This is a genomic window from Arthrobacter oryzae (assembly GCF_037911235.1).
Classification (GTDB): domain Bacteria; phylum Actinomycetota; class Actinomycetes; order Actinomycetales; family Micrococcaceae; genus Arthrobacter; species Arthrobacter oryzae_E.
This window is the reverse complement of the sequence record NZ_JBBLYW010000071.1, coordinates 21,222-42,151: the sequence shown is the minus strand read 5'-3', so window position 1 is coordinate 42,151 and position 20,930 is coordinate 21,222. Positions and strand designations below refer to the sequence as shown.

Sequence of the window (20,930 nt, the reverse complement as noted above, 5' to 3'; positions counted from 1 at the left end):
CCCCACGGGCAGCTTTCGGGATTAGACTCCCGAACCAAGGTGTCAGCGCGGACTGGAAAGGAGGGGTTACATGGATTCCACCGGAGCGCCCGACGCCCGGCCAACGCTGCTGGTACTTCGGGCCCTCAAACTCGGCGACCTCCTGGTGGCTGTCCCCGCCCTCCATGCCCTCCGCCGGGCCTTCCCCGGCCACCGGCTGGTGTATGCCGGTCCGGCGTGGCTGGCGGACATCCTTGAACTGGTGGGAGGTTTCGAGCTTCTAAACGCCGCCCTTGACAAGCCGCTCGGCGTGACGCCGGGCACTGTGGACATTGCCGTCAACCTGCATGGCCGCGGACCGGAAAGCACCTCGCTGCTGGAGTCCGTTGGGCCCCGGCGGATGATTGCCCACGGCACCGCAGGCGGCGGACCTCCGTGGGTGGAGCAGCTGCACGAGCGGGAACGCTGGACCCGCCTCCTGCGCTGGCACGGCATCGAGGCCGATCCCCTGGAAGTCCGCTTGGCGCGGCCCAAGGCCGCGGCCAGTGCGCAGCCCGCGGCAGTGGTGCATGTGGGCGCGGCTTACGGCAGCCGGCTGTGGCCCGAAGAACGATTCGCGTCGGTAGCTTCGGCGCTGGACGGCGCGGGACATGAGGTGGTGTTCACCGGCAGTGCCGACGAACGGGACCGGGCCCTCCGCGTGGCCCGGCAGGCCGGGCTCCCGGACGCAGCCGTCGTGGCAGGAACGCAGCTTCTTGCGGATTTCGCCGCCACGGTGGCCGACGCCGGAGTGGTGGTTTCCGCGGACACCGGCGCGGCACACCTGGCCACGGCCTACTCCCGGCCGTCGGTTGTCCTTTTCGGCCCGGCGCCCCCGGAGCGCTGGGGACCGCCGGCCGGCCCCCATGTGGTGCTGACCCGCGCGGAGCTGCGCCGCGGGGACGTCTTCGCGGACGAGCCCGACCCTGCGCTGCTGGGGGTGGGCGTTCAGGATGTGCTCGCTGCACTCCGCGGGCTGGGACTGCTCTGAACTCCTCCTTCCCGTACGCCGTCTTCCCGCGTGTCGCAGTCCTGCAATAGCCGCTGGAGCCGCACCAGGACGCGCGAAAGGCGCCTTGATACCTGCATCTGCGAGACACCGAACCGGCGTCCCAGCTCGGCCTGGCTCTCCTCGCAGAAATAGCGCCGGTACAGCAGCTCCTGCTCCTCCGCAGTGAGCTCGTGGATGGCCTGGTTGAGGCAGATCAGTTCCTCGAGCCGGGCCATCGGATCCTCGCCCGAGGGGAGCGTTTCGGAAAGCGGGGCAGCGTCAGAGTGCGAGTCAACGGCGTCAAGGGAGTCGGGACGCAGACTGGCCGCAGCCACCATCGCTTCGCGCACCGCTACAGGCGAAACGTCCAGCTCCTTGGCCAGTTCCGCCGCCGTCGGGGGCCGGCCCAGCGCCTGTGCCAGTGCCGGTTCCGTCCGCAGGAGCTCCGAACGCAGATCCTGCACCTGGCGCGGCGGCCTCACCACCCAGCACCGGTCCCGCAGGTACCTCTTCAGTTCCCCGGTGATGGTTGGCGCCGCGTAGGACGGGAAGCTGGGTCCGCGGCCGGCGTCGAACCCCCGGGCCGCCTTGACGAGGCCGAGATACGCAACCTGGTTGAGGTCGGCCCGCTCCCGCCCGCGGGCCAGGAAGCGCGCAGCGAGTGCCTCGGCGAGGTCCAGGTGATCAAGTACCAGCTGGTTTTCGAAGGTTTGCCGGATCCGGCCCTGGTGGTTGTGCTGCTGTTCCAGTTGCTGGATCTGTGACGAGTACTGGGATTCCGCCATGGGTGGCTCATTCCTTTGCCCGTGGAGCGACCGAAAGCCTGTGGCAAGACTTAGATCAGTAGAAAACCATAAGGTTGCTTATTAAACAATGGCCGGTACCGTTAAAGCCGAACCACAACGCGCTGGCCGGCTCCGACCGGAAAGGTCGGTCGGGTGCTTTCCAGCCTCTCGGAAGGGCGGACGGGCATGCGGATCGCGATCACTGGCGCCAGCGGAAATGTGGGCACGGCCCTGCTGCGGCGCCTCCAGCAACAGCGGGTAGAGAGGCCGGACACCCTGGAGCTCGTTGGCATCGGCCGGCGGCCGCCGAACCAGACGGCCGCGCCGTACGCCGGCGTGGAATGGCACTCCGTGGACATTGCGGACGACGGCGACGCCGGGTTGTTGCGCGCGGCGCTCGCCGGAGCGGACGCCGTGGTGCACCTCGCGTGGATCCTCCAGCCGAACCACGACCTGACTGCCCTTCACCGGACCAACGTGACGGGAACGGCCAACGTCCTCCGGGCCGCCAAGGAAGCCGGGGTGGGACACGTAGTGTGCGCTTCCTCCGTGGGCGCATACAGCCCCTCGAGCAAGGAAACGCGCCGGGCCGAGGACTGGCCGGCCACCGGCATCCGGGAATCGCACTACAGCCGGCACAAGGCCGAGCAGGAAGCCTTACTGGACCGTTTCGCGGCCGAGAATCCGGCCATCACCGTCTCGAGGCTGCGTCCTGCGCTCACGTTCCAGGCGGAGGCGGGCAGCGAAATCGGCCGATATTTCCTCGGCCCGCTGATCCCCCGGCTCCTGCCGGCGAACCTCAGGCTGCCGATCATTCCGCTTCCCCCCGGGCTGGCTTTCCAGGCGGTGCATGCCGACGACCTCGCGGACGCGTACTGGCGCGTTCTCGACCGCCGCGCGGCCGGTGCGTTCAATATTGCGGCCGAACCCGTCATCACAGCCGTGGAACTGGCGCGGATTTTCCATGCGAGGCGGTGGCTTCCCGTTTCCTTCAGGCTGATCCGCGCGGCCGCGTCCCTCAGCTGGCAGCTTCGCCTGCAGCCAACGGACGCCGGCTGGATTTCAATGGCGGAAGGTGCCCCCGTCATGGACACCAGCCGTGCCAGAGAGGTGCTCGGCTGGGAGCCGCGCACCTCCTCTACTGACGCCATCCGGGAGGTACTGCAGGGGATGGGAGCCGGGCGCGGTACGGCCGGCTCTCCCCCGCTGCACCCGAGGGCATGATCCACGAGCCACATTCAAAAAACCAACAGGCCCGGGAAAACGCCGAAAAAGGCCGGGTCCAAAAAGTAATACACCAAGGGTGCTTACTATTTGATAGTAATCATGCTTACTATCTAAGTGCCAGTTATTTGCTGGTTCTTGATCAGCAGCCGACCTTCTGGAAAGAGAGCGCGAAGATGACAGAGAACCGATGGCCACAGGACGGTAGCTACGGCACCCCTGGGGTTACAGAGCAAACGGCCGTCCCGGTGACGCCGGCAACCGACACCGCCTATCCGGCAACGCCGGGCACACCGTCGAAAACGGAGACGGCAAAACATGAGGCCGGGGATATTGCCCACCAGGCAACGGACTCCGCCCAGCACGTGGCGCAAACGGCCAAGGCCGAGGCGGCAAACGTCGCCGGCGAGGTCAAGGCAAACGCCAAGGACCTGCTCTACCAGGCGAGGACAGACCTGACGGACCAGGCCGGCGCCCAGCAGCAAAAGGTAGCCCAGGGCCTCCATTCCATTTCCGGCGAACTCCGCACGATGGCTGACGCCTCCGACCAGCCCGGCGTGGCCACGGACCTGATCCGCCAGGCTGCGGAACGGTCCGCCTCGGTGGCATCGTGGCTTGAAGGCCGGGACCCCGGCTCGCTGCTCAACGAAGTGAAGTCCTTCGCCCGGCAGCGCCCGGGAACATTCCTGATGCTGGCGGCCGGAGCGGGAATCCTGGCAGGACGGCTCACACGCAGCCTCAGTGCAGGGGCACCGGATTCCACCAGTGCTACGGTCAGCGGCCGCACCAGCGTTCCCGGATATGTTGCCGACACGGGGACAGCGGTTCCGCCGCCGCCGGTGCAGATGCCGGCCCCCGACGCAACCACTGCGGGCCTGTCCGCCGCCGGAGCCGGCGCTGGCGCCTATGCAGGCACCGGGGCTTATGCCGACTCCCGGACCGCTACCGGCGGATACCCGGCGGACACTTACCCGCCCAACCCGTTGGACGACGACGGAACGCAAAAGGATGAGTGGGCAGCAGATCCGCTGGCCAAGGATCCCCTCGCCACCGACCCCCTTGCCGACGATCCGTACCGTGATGATCCCCTCCGCGGAGGGCAGCGATGAGCAGCCAGTATCCCGAAACACCTCCCACGGCCGCGCACGCGAAGGCCGACACAAATTCCCTCGGTGACCTGCTCGGCGATGTGACGCGGGACCTCTCCACGCTGATGCGCCAGGAAGTGGAACTTGCCAAAGCCGAGCTGAAGCAGTCCGCCTCCCGGGCGGGGAAAGGCACCGGAATGCTGGCGGGGGCCGGCGTGGCCGGGCACTTCGTCCTCCTGTTCCTCTCCCTGGCCCTGTGGTGGGCGCTGGGTACGGTCATCGGCCTCGGCTGGTCCGCCGTCGTCGTCGCCGTTCTCTGGGGCATCGTCGCCGCCATCCTGGCATCCGTCGGCCGCAAGCAGCTCAACGCCATCAAGGGCATGCCGCAGACGGCCGAGACGCTCCAGGAAATACCCCCCACCCTCAAACCCAGTCACTAGACCCAGGTACACAGAGAGCTCGAGGTACACACGATGAGTGAAAACCCGGACGCCATCCGCGCCGACATCGAAGCAACCCGCGCGCGGCTCGGCACCAATGTCGACGCCGTGGCGGACAAAGTCACCCCGTCGAACATCGTCCACCGGCAGACGGACAAAGTTAAGGACGCCGTGTTCGGAGTGAAGGAGAAAGTCATGGGAGCAGCGGATCACACCACTGACCGGATGCATTCCGGCGCCGGCGGTGCCGGAGCACACCTGTCGGACGCCGGCGCAGCCATCGGGGACGCGCCCCGCCAGGTACGCACTAAGACGCAAGGCAATCCGCTCGCGGCAGGGCTGATCGCCTTCGGTGCCGGGATGCTGTTCTCGTCCCTGATCCCGGCGAGCGAAAAAGAGCGCGAGGCTGCCGAGGCACTTAAGGTCAAGGCTGAGCCGCTCACCACCGAGCTGACCGAAGCTGCCAAGGACGTTGCCCAGGGCCTGAAGGCACCGGCGCAGGACGCCATGGAGAACGTCAAGGCCACCGCCGCCGAAGCCACCGAGCACGTCAAGGCCGAAGGCCAGGGCGCCGTTGGTGACGTGAAGTACCGCGCCCAGGATGCCAAGGACAACGTCCAGCGGTCCTAACCAAACCGGATCCTGGCCGGCCTGCCCCGTCGCGGGGCAGGCCGGCCCCGGCAGATTTGAGGATATTTCCCATGGCCAAGAACCCCCCTACCGAGCATGGCAGCGCAGCCCGCCCCGATGCTGAAACGGACGAGAGCAGCACCGCCAAGGCCCGTACGGCGCCCGCACCGGATGATTCCCGCAAGCCCGACAGCCCCGGCGACGTCACCAAGCCCTCGTGGAAGTACATCGCGAAGAAGACCCTGCGGGAGTTCACGAAGGACCAGTGCCCGGACCTTGCTGCGGCCCTCACCTACTACTCCGTGCTTTCAATCTTCCCGGCGCTGTTGGCGCTGGTGTCCCTGCTCGGAATTTTCGGAGACGCCCAGAAAACCACCGCCGCACTGCTCGACATCCTCCAGGGCATCGCGCCGGGCGACACCGTCAACACGATGCGCCCGGTGGTTGAAGATCTGGCAAGCTCCTCGGCTGCCGGCTTCACGCTGGTCCTCGGCCTCCTCACCGCCCTTTGGTCCGCGTCTGGCTACGTGGGGGCCTTCGGCCGGGCCATGAACCGGGTCTACGAGGTCGATGAAGGCAGGCCCTTCCTCAAGCTCCGGGGCACCATGCTCGGCGTCACTGTCGTCAATTTGCTGATCGTCGTCGTGCTGGCCGCGATGCTCGTACTCAGCGGACCGGTGGCAGAGTCCGTCGGCAACGTCATCGGCTTGGGCGGGGCGTTCCTGACTGTCTGGAACATCGCCAAGTGGCCGGTGATGCTGGTGCTGGTCATCGCGGCGATCGCTATCCTCTACTACGCCACCCCAAACGTCAAACAGCCGAAATTCCGCTGGATGAGCATGGGATCCGCCATCGCTGTTGTGGTGTTCCTGCTGGCTTCCCTGGCGTTCGGCTTCTACGTGGCCAACTTCAACAGCTACAACAAGACCTACGGCGCAATCGGTGGAGTCATCATCGCGTTGCTCTGGCTGTGGATCCTGAACATGTCGCTGCTCTTCGGCGCCGAGTTCGACGCCGAGACCGAGCGTGGCCGCCAGCTGCAGGCAGGCATCGAAGCGGAAGAAACCATCCAGCTCCCGCCCCGGGACACCAAGCAGAGCGACAAGCTGCAGGTCAAGGAAGAAGAGGACATCCGGCGGGGCCGCGACCTCCGGGAGCGCCACGATCGCGAGCGCCGGGACAGGGAACGGGACCAAAGCCCCTAGCGCGAACGTCCGGTCCGGTCTCTACTAGGTGGACATTGCGCCGCCACCGCCTAGGAGGGGAGGCACCATGCCGGCTGCAGCAGGAAATCCGGACGGACCCGTCGCGGTAGGCTACGACGGATCCGAACCGTCACAGCTGGCCGTCCGCTGGGCCGTCGGGTACGCCGCCGCCACGGGACGGCAGCTGAAAGTCATCCATGCATGGGTGTGGCCCGTCTTCACCAAGAACCTTGGCCCCGTCAAGGGCGTTGAAGGCAGCGGGCTGCGCCACGCTGCCGAGGCCACCCTTCAGGAAGGCGTGGACCTCGCCCGCTCGGTGGCGGCCGGGCTTGAGACCGGACCGGCCGCCGGACCAAAGGCCGGGCTGCGTATTGACGGCGTGATCGAGCCTGGACTTCCGGCCCAGGTTCTTCGCGCTGCAGCCCACGGCGCGAGTGTCCTCGCCGTGGGCCACCGCGGCATGGGCCGATTCCTGGGCCAGCTCGTGGGTTCCGCCTGCCTCGACCTCGCCGTCCACGCCCCGTGCCCCTTCATGGTGGTCCGCTACCCGGACCGGCCCGGCCAGCCCATAGCGGCGGGAATCGACGAGAAACCGCGGCGTGAGCAGGTGGTAGCGGAAGCGGCCCGCATGGCGGCCGCCCTCAACGTGCCGCTGCAACTAATCCACATGGCGGAAGAGCAGCAACACGCACCGCACGGTCGCCACGCACCGCTCCACGGCAAGGAACTGCTGGACCAGGCCGTGGAACTGGCCCGGAGCCTGGCCCCCGCCGTCCCGGTGGAGGGCGTCCTCCTGGAGCGCCACCCCGCACCCAAGGACCTCCTGACGGCCGCCGCGCAGGCGGATGTTTTGGTCCTGGGCGCCCATCACCGGGAGGGCCATCCGGGAAGCACCGTCTCCTCGGCATTGGAGCGGGCGCTGTGCAACGTGCTGATCGTGCGGTGACGCCCGTTCCGGATAGGTGACGCCCCGTCCCGGACCTGGGTGAGGCCCGTTCCGGATTAACAGAACAGGAAGTGTGCCGTGCGAGCTTGGTGGGTTGGCAGGCCGGGTCCCGTATCGGGGCATCCGCTGATATTCGGTGAACGCCCTGATCCCAGCCCCGGGCCGGGCGAGGTCCTGCTGGCAGTCCGGGTGTGCGGAGTCTGCCGCACTGACCTCCATCTGGCCGAAGGCGACCTTCCGCCCCGCCAGACCGGCATCATTCCCGGCCATGAAGTGGTGGGCGAAGTGGTGGAACTCGGCGAAGGCGCGGCCAGGTTCCGGGTCGGGGAACGCGTGGGGGTCGCCTGGCTGGGCGGCACCTGCGGACACTGCCGCTTCTGCCTCGGCTCCCGGGAGAACCTGTGCCTGTCCCCCACTTTCACGGGCTGGGACCGGGACGGCGGCTATGCGGACCGCGTAACGGTCAATGAGGACTATGCCTACCGGATACCGGACATCTTCCCGGACGAGCAGGCCGCGCCCCTGCTGTGCGCGGGAATCATCGGTTACCGCGCCCTGAATCGGGCCCAGGTCCCTGACGGCGGACGCCTCGGCATCTACGGTTTCGGCGGGTCCGCCCATCTGGCCGCCCAAGTGGCCATGTATCGCGGAGCCAGCGTGTATGTCATGACCCGCTCCGAGGAGGCCCGGCGCCTCGCCTTGGAGCTCGGGGCCTCTTTCGCCGGGGACGCCGACGACGAACCTCCCGTGCCGCTGGATTCGGCCATCCTTTTTGCACCGGTTGGCTGGCTGGTGCCGCAGGCGCTGCGCGCCCTGGACCGCGGGGGCACGCTGGCGGTGGCCGGCATCCACCTGAGCGACATCCCGCCGCTGCACTACGGGTCGGAGCTCTTCCAGGAGCGGCAGCTGCGGAGCGTCACTGCAAATACACGGAACGACGGCGAAGAGTTCCTCCGCGTCGCCGCGGAAATTCCGCTTCGCCCCACCACCGTCCCCTACCGGATGGAGAATGCAGGGCGGGCGCTGCAGGACCTCGCCGCGGACCGCATTACCGGGGCCGCCGTCCTGCATATGGCTTAGGCGTCCATGACAGGCGCAACCGCTCCCTGGGATCCGGTTCCCAGCCGGAATTCGTGATCCTGCCCGGCGTGCAGCAGGACGTGTTCGGTCCCTAGCCGGACCAGCACCGGGGAGGCGTCCCCCGGTGTCGCGGACACCCGAAGCCGGCCCTTTTCCAGGAATACCGCCAGCAACTGGTCCCGGTACCGCACATTGAACGTGACCCGGCGGAGTTCCTTGGGAAGGCGGGGCGAGAAAACCAGGGCGTCCCGCGTGATGCGCAGGCCGGCAAAGCTGCGTTGGACGACGTCGATGGATCCCGCCATGGCGCCCAGGTGGATGCCCGCGCGCGTGGTGCCGCCCTGGGTGTCGTCCAGGTCCGCGTCCAGGGCCTCGCGGAACGTTTCCCACGCCCGTTCCGGATCGATCTGGGCGAGCACCGAGGCGTGCGCCACCCGGCTCAGCGTGGATCCGTGCGCGGTCCGGGCCAGATAAAAGTCAACGGTCCTGGCGATCTGCCCGGCTGTTACGGCGTATCCGAGCCGGTCCAGGAAAGCAATGAGCTGGTCCTCGCCCAGTACGTAAAGCAACATGAGGACGTCCGCCTGCTTGGCCAGCTGGTAGTGGTTGGTGCTGCTGCCCTCCGATTCAAGGATGAGGTCCAGCCGCTGGACGTTCCGGTACGTGCGGCGGTAGTGCTCCCAATCCAGCTCCCGGAGGTTCTCATAGCCGGCGAACTGGCTGATGATTCCGTCGGCGTGAAAGGGAACAAACATCCTGCGCGCCAGTCGCATCCAGCCGTCGATTTCGGTGTCCGTGACGCTTAGCCTTTTCCGGAAATCGTCCATGTCGAAGCCTCGCACTGAGCTCATGATCCACACCGCCTGGTCGCACACCCACGCCGCCATGACATTGGTATAGGCGTTGTCGTCCAGGCCGCCGCCGGGGTTGTCCGGGTAGCCGGTGTGGTACTCGTCGGGACCAACCACGGCCCGGATATGGAACCTGTCCCCGGCAGGGTCGTACTCGGCCATCGAAGCGAAAAGCCGCGCCACCTCCACGATGATTTCCGCGCCGTGGTGCGTCAGCCAGGCCCGGTCCTGGGTGGCCTCGAAGTACTGCCAGGCGTTGTAGGCGACCGTGAGCCCCGAGTGGCGTTGCAGGTGGGAGTAGTCCGGCACCCAGCGGCCGGAGCGGGAGTTGAACAGCAGCTTGGGGGTCTCCTCCCGGCCGTCGCTTCCGCTCTGCCACGGAATCAGGGCGCCCGCGAACCCGGCGGCCCTGGCAGCATCCCGTGCTGTTCCCAGCCGCCGCCAACGGTAGTCAAGGAGTGCCCGCGTCACTGCGGGAAGCCTGGATGTCAGGAGGGGCAGGACAAACAGTTCGTCCCAGAAGATGTGGCCCCGGTAGCCCTCGCCGTGCAGGCCGCGGGCGGGGACACCGGCGTCCAGCTCCGCCGTGTGCGCCGAAATGGTCTGGAGCAGGTGGAAGACGTGCAGGTTCAGGATCAGCTGCGACTCGGTGGAGTTGTCGACCTCGATGATGAAGGGCGTCAGCAGCCCGCCCCAGGCCGCCTCGTGGCTGGCCAGCAGCACCTCGAAGCCTCCCCCGGAGCGGTTGAGGACATCAACGGCGGCAGTCCGGGGCGAAGAAATGGCGTGGTCGCGGGAGGTCGCCACTGCCACGGTTTTGGTGACAGTGGCCGGTTCGCCGTCCCGCAGCTCCACGTCGAAGCGGTGCACGAACAGTCCGCCAAGCTCTTCGGGCCTTGCCGGATGCAGGCTGGCGGGGACCTCTGTCCTGATGGCTACTGCAATGCCGATCCGGCTCTGGCTCGTCCGGACCAGTACAACCTGGGTGGCTGCGCCGGGCCCGTCATCGCCCCCGGAGACCGTCACCCCTGCCAGGTGCCGGTTGGACAGGAGGGCTTCCACCGGCACGTTCGAGTTGGTGACGTCCGTGTCGCAGCCGCTGCGGATGCCCACCGGGCCGCCCCAACCGACGGCTGTCAATGTCATCTCGAGTGCGGCGAGGTGCGGTTCCGCCATGGATACCAGCCGGCGCTGGACCACGTTCAGCCGCCGCCCGGCGTCGTCCTCCAGCGCAGCTTCCCGCGTCAGCAGGGCGCGCTTCAGGTCCAGGGTGCGCCGCTCGCTGCGGAGCCGCAGTCCGCCCTCGGACCACCATTTTCCGCCTTCCACACAGAGGTCCAGCGGAAGCCAGTCCGGCATGTTCACCATGTGCTCGTCCTCGGTCTCCTGCCCCTGGATCACACTGGTGAGCCGGTTGTAGACGCCGGCCAGGTAGGTTCCCGGATAGTGCACACCGTCCTTGCGGTGTTCGGGGGCCGCCCCCCGCGTGGCCATGTAGCCGTTGCCCAGCGTGGTCAGGGCCTCCCGGTGGCCTTCGTGCGCGGGGTCGAATCCCTCGTAGACCAGTTGCCAGGGGTCCGCGATGACCAGGCCGAGGTCCAGTTCACTGACGTCGTCAAGGACGACGTCGGCGCCCGCGGCTTCCAGCTCAGCCCGGTGCCCGGCCCGGTCAATTCCCACCACCAGGCCGAAACCGCCGCGGTGGCCGGCCGCCACGCCGGCTACGGCATCCTCGATGACCACCGCCCGTTCCGGCTCCACCTTAAGTTCCCTGATGGCGTGGAGGAACAAGGCGGGGTCGGGTTTGCCAGCGAGTCCCAGCTGCGCTGCGGTGTTCCCATCGACTACGACGTCGAAGGCGCCCTTGAGGCCCGCGGCGGCCAGCACCGCGTGGGCGTTGCGGCTGGCAGTCGCCAGGGCCACCGGGACCTGCCCTGCCCTGAGCCGTTCAAGCAGGGCCTGAGTCCCGGGGAAAACGGCGACGGGCCTGAGGCCCAGCAGTTTTTCGAAGATTCCGTTTTTGCGTGCCCCCAGCCCCGCCGCCGTCCACTCCGCCGGGCCGTCCTCGGGGCCGCCTGCCGGCACTTTGACTCCGCGCGAGTGCAGGAACGACGCTACTCCGTCCTCCCTGGTGCGGCCGTCCACATAGCGCAGATAGTCGGCGTCCGTGAAGGGGTCCCGCCGTGCAGCCGGCGGAATCCGGGGGTCCTGGAGGACGTCGTCGAACAGTTCCTTCCATGCTTCGGCGTGCAGCTCCGCGGTGTCCGTGACCACACCGTCAAGGTCGAAAACCACGGCGTCAACCGGGGCCAGGGCGGCGGCAGCGGTTGGGGACTCAGTCATGGCTCAGTCCTACCAGCGCTTGCCCGGCCTGCCCAGTGACATTGGACCCGTCTTCCGCTGGCGGCGGGACGCTCTGCGGCCGCCTACCGGCCGGTCATCCTGCAATCTACCCGGCGACCAAGCTGTCCAGCGTGACGAAGCCGTACCCGGCCTGGCGCATCCTCTCGATCATCTGCGGCAGGGCATCAGCGTCCAGGGTTGAGCCGTCGTCCGGGTTCGACCCGATGTGCATCAGGACGATTTCGCCGGGTTGCAGGGCGGCGAGCGCACGGTCCGCTACTTGCTGCGCGGTGACGCCGCCGCTGGTTCCTTTCCAGCCGAGCGTGTCCACAGACCACCGCACCGGCACATAGCCCAGGTTGTTCACGGCGGCGATGGTGCGCGCGTCCCGGGCACCGAACGGGAAGCGGAACAGCGGCCGGGGATCCGCTCCGGCGGCAACGATTGCCTGCTGCGCCGCGCGGACCTGGTCCCCAATTCCGGCGTCCGGCAGGCCGGTGAAGTCCGGGTGGGTCTGGGAGTGGTTGCCCACACGGTGTCCGCCGGCCACGATGGCTGCCACCCCGGCAGGATTGGCCGCGGCCCACGCGCCGGTCAGGAAAAACGTCCCGCGGACTCCGGCACCCGCCAGGGTCTGCAGGATCGAAGGGAGCGCGGCCGAGTTGGCGCCGGCGTCGAAGGTCAATGCCACAGAAGGACCGGCGCCGGGGACCACCTCTACATCCTGGCCGGCCAGGCCAAGAGGAAACGGGGCAGCCGGCGGCGGGTCCTGCGGCGCGGGCAGAGTTTCCGGCGGCGGCGTAGGGCCGGGGGCAACAGGAGGCGGGGCAGTCGCTTCGCCCGGAGCATCGGAGGTCTGGCTTGTTTCAGAGGACTGGGACTCCGACGGCAGGGGCTCCGACGACTGGCTTTGTGACGGTGCCGGGGCGGCCTGCGTCGAAGGCGGCGAAGTGGAGGACGCCTGGCTTTGCATCGGCTGGGCAGTTTGCGGGCCCGCTTCCCACGGCGCACCGGACAAGATCACGGCCAGCACCACCGCGGCGACGGCGGCCGCCGCCACGAGGGCCATCGCCACCAGCCGGCGGCGTTCGCGCGGGTCGCGAGTGCGCGGGTCAGCGGACGGCTCCCCGGCCATGTTGGACACCTTTCAACCATGACAGCCGCGGCACGGACCCTGCTAGGGCTGAAAGGCCCGGCGGCCCCGCCACCGGCCCGCTCCCCGGTGCATCAGGGACCTATTCCCCTAGCTCCACAGCCCGGGTTGAATGGAGTGTTAGCCATAGGTGTGCCCTGCAGGGGGTGCCGTTGGCGCATCAGCTAACCAGCGTGCCAACTGTCCAGACAAAGGCGGGATTTACCTGTGAAACTTGTTCTCCGGTATCCGCTCGTTGCCGGCACGGTGCTGGCGTTGCTGGCTGTCGCCGTCCTGCTGACATCCGGCCAGCCAGTGATCGCCCGGTTTGCCGCGAGCGGCTATGCCCTTGCCGTGGCTGCGTATCTGTCCCTCGGAATGCTGCGGCGCCTGCGCCAAGGGCACTGGGGCATCGACATCCTGGCCGTGACGGCGATTGTCAGCACCGTGCTGGTGGGTGAGTTCATTGCCTCCATGATCATCGTGCTCATGCTGGCCGGCGGCACGGCCCTTGAAGACTATGCGGCCGGCAGGGCGAAGGGCGAACTCAGTGCCCTGCTGGCGCGCGTACCGCAGACCGCCCACCGGGAGCGCAACGCCGCCGGAACCGGCACCAGCCATAACGGCACTAGCCCCAACGACCCCGCTAACGGCGCTACCAGCCCAGCGGAAAACGGCGCCCACGAGGACGTGGCGGCCACGGACGTCCGGGTGGGAGACATCCTGCTGGTCAAACCCGGTGAGGTGGTGCCGCTGGACGGCGTGCTGCTTTCCGACGCCGGCACGTTCGACGAATCGTCCCTCACCGGCGAAAGCCTGCCGGTGGAGCGCTCCGCGGGCGAGGGCATCATGAGCGGCTCCGTCAACGGCGAGGCAGCTGTCCGGATGCGCGTCACTGCCGTGATGGAGGATTCCCAGTACAGCCGGATCGTGGCACTCGTGAAGGAGGCCTCGGAGAGCCGCGCCCCCATGGTGCGCCTGGCCGACCGCTACGCCATCCCCTTCACCGCGTTCGCCTACGCACTGGGCGCCATCGCCTGGATCGTCAGCGGCAGCCCCACCCGCTTCGCCGAAGTCCTGGTGGTGGCCACTCCCTGCCCGCTGCTCATCGCGGCGCCGGTGGCATTCCTGGGCGGGATGAGCCAGGCGGCCAAGTCCGGCATCATCGTCAAGTACGCAGGGGTCCTGGAACAACTCGGCAAGGTCCGCACCGCTGCCTTCGACAAAACCGGAACGCTCACCTACGGCCGGCCCTCCCTGGTGGCCATCGTGACGGCCAACTCCATGGACCAGGACGAACTTCTCCGGCTGGCAGGCTCCGCGGAGCAGTACTCCTCCCACGTCCTGGCAGCTTCCGTCATGGAGGCCGCCACGTCCCGTGACCTCCGTTTCGAGGCGGCCAGTGAGGCGCTGGAACATGCCACTCACGGGGTGCGCGCCGTGTTCGACGGGCGGGAAGTGGTGGTGGGCAAACCCTCCTTTGTGGCCGGATATGCGCCCGGCGTGGTGGAAACGGACCTCCACAGCGGCCAGCTGGCCATCTACGTGGGAGTGGGCGGGGTGTACGTCGGGGCCCTGGTGATGAGCGACCCGCTGCGCGCCGAGGCGCGCCGGACGCTGGCTGAGCTCTCGGAGTTGGGGGTCACCGAAACGGTGATGCTGACCGGCGACGCCCTTGCCACAGCAAAGCACATCGCGGCCGAAGTCGGGCTCACGGACGTCCGTGCCGAGTGTCTTCCGCCGGACAAAGTGGAAGCGGTAAAGTCCCTGAAGCGCCGTCCCGTGATGATGGTGGGTGACGGCGTCAACGACGCCCCCGTCCTGGCCGTGGCCGACGTCGGAATCGCCATGGGTGCGCGCGGTTCCACCGCGGCGGGCGAGTCTGCCGACGTCGTGATCATCCTTGACGATCTGTCCAAGGCGGCGCATGCGGTGCGGATCGGACAGCGCACGGTCCGGGTGGCGATGGAAAGCATCTGGATCGGCATAGTGCTGAGCGTGGGGCTCATGCTGGCGGCCGCGGCGGGCTACGTGCCGGCCATCGCCGGCGCCCTGTCGCAGGAGCTGGTGGACCTGGCCACCATCCTCAATGCGCTGCGCGCGCTGAGCCCGGGCCGGCACCCGGCACCGCCCAAAGGTCAGGCTGAGGCCTCCACGTCAGCGATCACCCGCACGGTCTTGAGGTAGCTGTCCGGGTTCAGCGAGATGGAATCGATGCCTTCGCCCACCAGGAAGGCCGCGAAGTCCGGGTGGTTGCTCGGCCCCTGGCCGCAGATTCCAATCTTGATTCCCGCTGCGTGCGCCTTGCGGATGGCTTCGCTGATCATGGCCGTCACGGCCTCGTCCCGTTCGTCGAACAGGGCGGCCAGCTGCTCGGAATCCCGGTCCACGCCAAGGACCAGCTGCGTGAGATCGTTGGAGCCGATGGAGAAGCCGTCGAATTTGGGGGCGAACTTCTCGGCCAGGACCACGTTGGAGGGGATCTCGCACATCATGTACACCTGCAGGCCGTTTTCGCCGCGTACCAGGCCATTCTCGGCCATGACGGCCAGCACGCGGTCCGCTTCGTCCGGGGTGCGGCAGAACGGGACCATCACAACCACGTTGCTGAAGCCGATGGTTTCCCGCACCCGTTTGAGGGCGGCGCACTCCAGCGCGAAACCCTCCCGGTAGCGCTCGTCGTAGTAGCGGGATGCGCCCCGGAAGCCCAGCATGGGGTTCTCTTCCGGCTGTTCGAAGGAGCCGCCGCCGATGAGGTGCGCGTACTCGTTGGTCTTGAAGTCGCTGAGCCTGACGATCACCGGGTGCGGGTGGTATGGCGCGGCGATCTTGGCGATGCCCAGTGCCAGCGCCTCCACGAAGTACTCCCGGGGGTCCGCGTAGCCGCTGGTCAGCTCCTTGATCTGCCGGGCTTCGTCCGCGTCCGTGACCCGCTCCGGATGAACCAGCGCCATGGGATGGACCCGGATCAGGTTGCTGATGATGAACTCCATCCGGGCCAGTCCCACCCCCGCCGCCGGCAGTCGCCACCACTGGAAGGCGGCTCCCGGGCTGGCGATGTTCACCATCATGGCCGTACGGGTGGCGGGAAGGGCGCCGAGGTCCACGTCCTCGGTGTCGAACGGCACGGTGCCCTCGTAGACCCGGCCCAGGTCCCCCTCCGCGCAGCTCAGCGTCACGGCCTGGTCCTCGCCCAGGGCGCTGGTTGCGTTTCCGGTGCCGACGACGGCGGGTACCCCCAGTTCGCGGCTCACGATGGCCGCGTGGCTGGTGGTCCCGCCGTGGTCCGTGACGATCCCCGAGGCCCGCTTCATAACCGGCACCCAGTCGGGGTCCGTCATTTCGGTGACCAGGATGGCGCCGTCGCGGAAGGTGTCGATATCCCGGGTGCTCCGGATGACACACGCCGTGCCCTGCGCGATGGAATCCCCGATCGCGGCACCGGAGGCCAGGACCTTTCCCGTGCCGCGGAGGTGGTGGATGGTGAAGCGCGTCCCGCTTTTGAGCGCCTGGACGGTTTCGGGCCGCGCCTGCACCATGAACAGTTCCCCGGTGGCGCCGTCGCGGGCCCACTCCATGTCCATGGGACGGCCGTAGTGCTCCTCCACGGTCACCGCCCAGCGCGCCAGATCCAGGATTTCGGCGTCGTCCAGCACGAACGAGCTCCGCTCCTCCGCGGACGTATCCACCGTCCGCGTCCGCGCGTGGCCGCCGTGGCTGTAGACCATCTTCCGGGCCTTGGAGCCAAGGGTCTTTTCGATGATCGGGGCCAGGCCCTTGTCCGCCAGCAGCGGCTTGAACACCACGTACTTGTCCGGGTTGATGCTGCCCTGGACCACGGTTTCGCCCAGGCCCCAGGCCGCGCTGATCACGGCCGCGCGGGGGAAGCCCGAATCAGTGTCGATGGAGAACATCACTCCGGAGGCGCCGACGTCGGACCTCACCATCCGCTGCACCCCGATGGAAAGTGCCACATCAAGGTGCTCGAATCCCTTCACCTCCCGGTAACTGATGGCGCGGTCAGTAAATAGCGATGCGTAGCAGCGCCGGCAGGCGTCAAGGAGTTCACGTTCACCGGAAATGTTCAGGAACGTCTCCTGCTGCCCTGCGAAGCTGGCGTCCGGGAGGTCCTCTGCGGTGGCGCTGCTGCGGACGGCAACGGACAGCCGGTCCAGTCCGGCCCGCTCGGCCAGCGTGCGGTAGTGGCTGCGGATGGACTCGGCGATGTCCTCCGGGAATTCACTGGACAGGAACAGCTCACGGATGGCCTCGCCCGTGGCCCGCAGCGACGTCTTGCCGGCACGGTACTCCGCGATCCGGGCCCGCATGGCGGAGTCGATGCCGTTGACTTCGATGAAGGTTCGGTAGGCGGCCGCCGTGGTGGCAAAGCCGTCCGGCACGCGCACTCCGCGGGACTTGAGCGAGCGGGTCATCTCCCCCAGCGACGCGTTCTTGCCGCCCACCTGGGGCACATGCTCCATCCCGATTTCGTCGAACCACACCACATGGCTTTCAGTCATGGCTGCTCCCGCTGCTTGGTCCTCCATGGATTGATCCTCGTTTGCCTGGCCGCCGCGGGTCAGAGGCTTTGGACCTCACCTGCCGGTGCACGGCCGGCGCCGCACGCGGGGCGGTCCGCGGGGCGGCAAGCAGCGCCGGAGCGGCAGTGCCGGTCCGGCGGTGCCGGGCCTCCTTGTACAGCCAGTCCGCGACGACGACGGCGGGAATCGCGGCGAGCGCCACGGCCAGGCCCCCGGGCGACGGCGGGGCGTGGCCCAGCAGGGTGGCCAGCGGCCCGAGGAACAGGAACACCGCCAGCAGCCCCAGCTCGGCCAGTACCGCCCAGAGCAGCAGCCGGTTACTGAACCAGCCGAGCCGCCACGGCGGTACGGAAGCGCTGCGGCAGGCGAAGGCGTTGGCAAGCTGGGCCAGGACCACTGTGGTGAAAGCGGCACCCGAGGCGGCCATCAGGACGTCTGCCGCCGGAAGCTCCGCGCCCGGGCGCCAGCCCGCACCCAGGAGCACGGCAGTGTAGGCGGTCATTTCGAAGACGGCTTCCACCGGACCCAGCAGCCCGAAGACCCGGAACATCAAGGCACGGTCCATCAGGTGCCTCCGCTCCGGCGGCCGTTTGAGCGTTCCTTTGCTGGGGGCTTCGCTGCCCAGGGCCAGCGCCGGGAGCAGGTCGGTGCCGATGTCGAGGGCGAGGATCTGCAGCACGCTCAGGGCCAGCGGGAACCGGCCGCCGGAGAGGGCCCAGATCACGAACGGGGTGAGCTCGGCGACGTTGTCCGTCAAATGGTAGGTCAGGAACCGCCGGATATTCGCGTACGTGGCACGGCCCTGCTCCACTGCGGCGATGATCGTGGCGAAGTCGTCATCCAGGAGCACCAGGTCCGCCGACTCGCGGGCTACGTCCGTGCCGCTCAGCCCCATGGCCACGCCGATATCGGCCTGCTGGAGCGCCGGGCCGTCGTTGACGCCGTCGCCGGTCATCGCCACCACGTGGCCCCTGAGCTGGAGCAGGCGGGCCACCCGGAGTTTTTGTTCAGGCGTGACCCGGCTGACCACCACGCCGTCGCGGTCCAGCAGGGCGGTCAGGACGGCGTCGTCCTCCGGCAGTGTGTGTCCCTCCAGCACCAGCTCGGGTGACCCGATCAGTCCGGTTTCCCGGGCGATGGCGGCCGCGGTGAAGGCGTGGTCGCCGGTGACCATGGCCACCTTGATCCCCGCCTCGCGGGCGGCTTCGAGCGCCAGGCGGACTTCGGCCCGGGGCGGGTCGTGGAGGCCGATCAGCCCCAGCAGCGTCAGCCCGGTCTCGACATCCTCGAGCTTGAAGCTGGCCCCGGGCAGGCCGGGCAGGCTTCGCTCGGCCACGGCCAGTACCCGCAGGCCGTGGGAGGCCATCTGGTCCACCATGTGCAGGGCCCGGTCCGCGCCGTCCCCGCCACACAGCGGAATCACGGACTCCGGCGCACCCTTGACGAAGAGCGTGGTGGCGACGATCGCCGACTCCCGCAGCCTGCGGGGATCGAAGGCGAAGCGGTGCGACACCACGGGATCATCGGGCGGCTGCCCCGGGCCCGCCAGCCGGGCGGCGAGCGCATCAATGGCAGCCTCCATCGGGTCGCCCTCGGCAATCCACTGCCCCTCGTGGAGCACCGCGCGCCCCGCCGAGGCAGCCCGCGCAGCGGTGCTGAGGTGCCGGGCTTCCCCCGCTCCCGTCCCGGTGACCTCGGCCTGTGGCCCGTAGCCGGCGCCGATGATGCTGAGCAGCCCCGCCGGGGTCCAGACCTCGACGGCGTTCATCCTGTTTTGAGTGAGCGTGCCGGTCTTGTCCGTGCAAATGAACGTGGTGGAGCCGAGGGTTTCCACCGCTTCCAGGTTCCGGACCAGTGCGTTGCGCTGTGCCATCCGCTGCGCCCCGACCGCCAGGGAGAGCGTCACGGTGGGCAGCAGGCCTTCGGGCACGAGGGCAACCGCCACTCCGATCGCGAAGAGGAAGGCGTCGCGCCAGGAAATACCCACCAGCAGCGAGAGCACAAAAAACAGCACGCCGATCCCCAGCGCCACGGCCGCGACAACACGGACAATCCGCTGCAGTTCCCGCGCCAGCGGGCTGGCCGGTGCCTCGACCTTCCCTGACAGTGCCGCGATCTCAGCAAGGCGGGTGGCGCCGCCGGTGCCTGTGACGGTTCCCTCCGCCTCGCCGTTGACCAGGAATGTCCCGCCGAGCACGGAGTCTCCCGGGGCCTTGGCTACGGCTTCACTTTCACCAGTGAGCATGGACTCGTCCACCGAGCAGCCGGCGGCCAGCACCAGCCGGAGATCGGCCGGGACCCTGTCACCGGCCACCAGCACCACCACGTCGTCGGGCACGAGCTCAGTGGTGTGGACTTTCACAATGCGTCTGTCGCGGCGGACTGAAACCATGGCCGGGAGCAGCTCGCGAAGCTTGGAGGCAGCCCGTTGTGCACGCTCCTGCTGGATATAGGCGAACAGACCGTTGACCAGGATCACCACGACGATTGCCACGGCCAGCTGGGGCATGCCGGCCACGTAGGCGAGCCCGGCCGCGACCCAAAGCATGACGGCGAAGAAGTGGGTTAGTTCGGCCAGGAGTTTGCGCCAGCGCGGGACCGGGTGAGCCTCCGGCAGCCGGTTCGGCCCGACCTGCCGCAGCCGGAGGGCAGCCTCCTCGGAGCTGAGGCCGGCAGTTTCCGGCAGGGAGCCGGCGCCAGGGATCACGGCTGCGGCCCGTTGTTCACGGGCAGCGCCGGACACACGAAACCACGGCCCTGAGGGGTAACCCCATGGATCGAGGATGCGGCCTGGAAGGTCAGCGTCCTAGGGTCAAAGGTCACCACTGCGGGGGTCTGGTACCGGCAGGTCTAGCGCCAGTGCGCGAAGGTACGCACCGAACCCCTGCGGGGCGCGGGCATGCGTGCGGCCTGAGGTCAGCACCCGGATAGTGTCGGTGGCCAACACCGTGTACGCGCGCCGGCGCAGGTTCTCCACCAGGACCCGGTCCTCGTGCACGCGCATCCGGGGAAACCCGCCAGCTGCAAGGTAGGCAGAGGCGCGGACGCCGAAGTTCGCGCCATAGATGTGCGGGTGGTCCTCCGTGAACGGGTGGCGCGCCAGCCACCGGCGCAGGATCGCAGGATCCGTGCCCGCGGGATCCGGCTCCACGGATCCCAGGACGGCGTCCGCCCCGGCATCGGCCAGGTCAACCTGGCGCACCAGCCAATTCAGCGGAACGGCGGAGTCCGCATCGGTATTGGCCAGCCAGACGCGGCCCGCCCACAGCTCCGTGGCCGCCAGGACGGCGGGCCCGGGGTCCCCCATGGTGATTCCGGCAGCCCGGACCCCGGCCGCGCGGCTGGCCCCGGTGCTCCCCAGCCGCACGGCTACAGCCGCAAACCGCCTGTCCGAGGCAACAAAACCGGCGGCGATGTCCGCTGAACGGTCGGTGCAGCTGTCCAGCACCACGGTGATGGCAGTCTGCACTTCGGGCCGTTCGTCCTGCAGCGCGTCGGCGGCGGCACGGAGCGCAGCCAGGGCGCGGTCAAGGTGCTGGTCCTCATTGTGGGCGGGCACCACCACCTCTACCCGGTCGATGCGCTGCCGGGCAAAGACCTCCCCGGGCACGGCCGCGGCGGCAGGGCACCGCGCTGCCCGTTCCGTCATCTCACCG

At 68.4% G+C, this 20,930-nt stretch carries 15 protein-coding genes; 9 read left to right on the top strand and 6 right to left on the bottom strand.

What is annotated here, in order from left to right:
- Positions 1-70 precede the first annotated feature (70 nt).
- Complete coding sequence (locus WMN78_RS20220) at positions 71-1,009, top strand: glycosyltransferase family 9 protein (RefSeq protein WP_340535545.1); 939 nt, start codon at positions 71-73, stop codon at positions 1,007-1,009.
- Here the strand turns inward: WMN78_RS20220 and WMN78_RS20215 are convergent.
- Positions 967-1,794: a sigma-70 family RNA polymerase sigma factor gene (locus WMN78_RS20215; protein WP_340535544.1), complete on the bottom strand. Its 828-nt coding sequence runs from the start codon at positions 1,792-1,794 to the stop codon at positions 967-969. The two genes, WMN78_RS20220 and WMN78_RS20215, sit on opposite strands and share 43 nt — an antisense overlap.
- Before the next feature lie 186 nt (positions 1,795-1,980).
- Here WMN78_RS20215 and WMN78_RS20210 point away from each other — a divergent pair, with 186 nt between their 5' ends.
- From WMN78_RS20210 to WMN78_RS20180, 7 genes are all read left to right on the top strand, one after another.
- Complete coding sequence (locus WMN78_RS20210) at positions 1,981-3,018, top strand: NAD-dependent epimerase/dehydratase family protein (RefSeq protein WP_340535695.1); 1,038 nt, start codon at positions 1,981-1,983, stop codon at positions 3,016-3,018.
- A 176-nt stretch (positions 3,019-3,194) separates the two neighbouring features.
- A complete protein-coding gene (locus tag WMN78_RS20205) occupies positions 3,195-4,127 on the top strand; it encodes a hypothetical protein (protein ID WP_425341185.1) in 933 nt (310 codons plus the stop codon).
- Positions 4,124-4,546, top strand: coding sequence for a phage holin family protein (locus WMN78_RS20200; RefSeq protein WP_340535542.1), 423 nt, complete (start codon positions 4,124-4,126; stop codon positions 4,544-4,546). The genes WMN78_RS20205 and WMN78_RS20200 overlap by 4 nt, the downstream gene beginning before the upstream one ends.
- A gap of 33 nt (positions 4,547-4,579) precedes the next feature.
- Positions 4,580-5,176: a DUF3618 domain-containing protein gene (locus WMN78_RS20195; protein ID WP_340535541.1), complete on the top strand. Its 597-nt coding sequence runs from the start codon at positions 4,580-4,582 to the stop codon at positions 5,174-5,176.
- Positions 5,177-5,247: 71 nt separating this feature from the next.
- Positions 5,248-6,381: a YihY/virulence factor BrkB family protein gene (locus WMN78_RS20190; protein WP_340535540.1), complete on the top strand. Its 1,134-nt coding sequence runs from the start codon at positions 5,248-5,250 to the stop codon at positions 6,379-6,381.
- Positions 6,382-6,448: 67 nt separating this feature from the next.
- The gene (locus WMN78_RS20185) at positions 6,449-7,327 is read left to right on the top strand and encodes a universal stress protein (RefSeq protein WP_340535539.1); all 879 of its coding nucleotides are present in this window, start codon (positions 6,449-6,451) and stop codon (positions 7,325-7,327) included.
- A gap of 78 nt (positions 7,328-7,405) precedes the next feature.
- Complete coding sequence (locus WMN78_RS20180; RefSeq protein ID WP_340535538.1) at positions 7,406-8,407, top strand: zinc-dependent alcohol dehydrogenase family protein; 1,002 nt, start codon at positions 7,406-7,408, stop codon at positions 8,405-8,407.
- Here WMN78_RS20180 and WMN78_RS20175 read toward each other — a convergent pair.
- Together WMN78_RS20175 and WMN78_RS20170 are read right to left on the bottom strand one after the other, a co-directional pair.
- Positions 8,404-11,601: a beta-phosphoglucomutase family hydrolase gene (locus WMN78_RS20175; RefSeq protein ID WP_340535537.1), complete on the bottom strand. Its 3,198-nt coding sequence runs from the start codon at positions 11,599-11,601 to the stop codon at positions 8,404-8,406. The genes WMN78_RS20180 and WMN78_RS20175 overlap by 4 nt on opposite strands.
- Positions 11,602-11,707: 106 nt before the next feature.
- Positions 11,708-12,736 carry a polysaccharide deacetylase family protein gene (locus WMN78_RS20170; RefSeq protein ID WP_340535536.1) on the bottom strand — a complete coding sequence of 343 codons (1,029 nt, stop codon included), beginning with the start codon at positions 12,734-12,736 and terminating at the stop codon, positions 11,708-11,710.
- Positions 12,737-12,961: 225 nt separating this feature from the next.
- On the opposite strand from WMN78_RS20170, the gene WMN78_RS20165 reads away from it, so the two are divergent.
- Positions 12,962-14,920 (top strand): heavy metal translocating P-type ATPase, encoded by a 1,959-nt coding sequence (locus tag WMN78_RS20165; protein WP_340535535.1) that lies wholly within the window; start codon positions 12,962-12,964, stop codon positions 14,918-14,920.
- On the opposite strand, the gene ppsA is transcribed toward WMN78_RS20165, so the two are convergent.
- The 3 genes from ppsA to WMN78_RS20150 all read right to left on the bottom strand — a co-directional run bounded on the left by ppsA (position 14,872) and on the right by WMN78_RS20150 (position 20,923).
- Positions 14,872-17,253 (bottom strand): phosphoenolpyruvate synthase, encoded by a 2,382-nt coding sequence (gene ppsA / locus WMN78_RS20160; RefSeq protein ID WP_340535534.1) that lies wholly within the window; start codon positions 17,251-17,253, stop codon positions 14,872-14,874. The genes WMN78_RS20165 and ppsA overlap by 49 nt on opposite strands.
- Complete coding sequence (locus WMN78_RS20155; RefSeq protein WP_340535694.1) at positions 17,246-19,981, bottom strand: cation-transporting P-type ATPase; 2,736 nt, start codon at positions 19,979-19,981, stop codon at positions 17,246-17,248. Before WMN78_RS20155 ends, ppsA begins: the two co-directional genes overlap by 8 nt.
- A gap of 105 nt (positions 19,982-20,086) precedes the next feature.
- Complete coding sequence (locus WMN78_RS20150; RefSeq protein WP_340535533.1) at positions 20,087-20,923, bottom strand: glycosyltransferase family 2 protein; 837 nt, start codon at positions 20,921-20,923, stop codon at positions 20,087-20,089.
- Between the last annotated feature and the right edge of the window lie 7 nt (positions 20,924-20,930).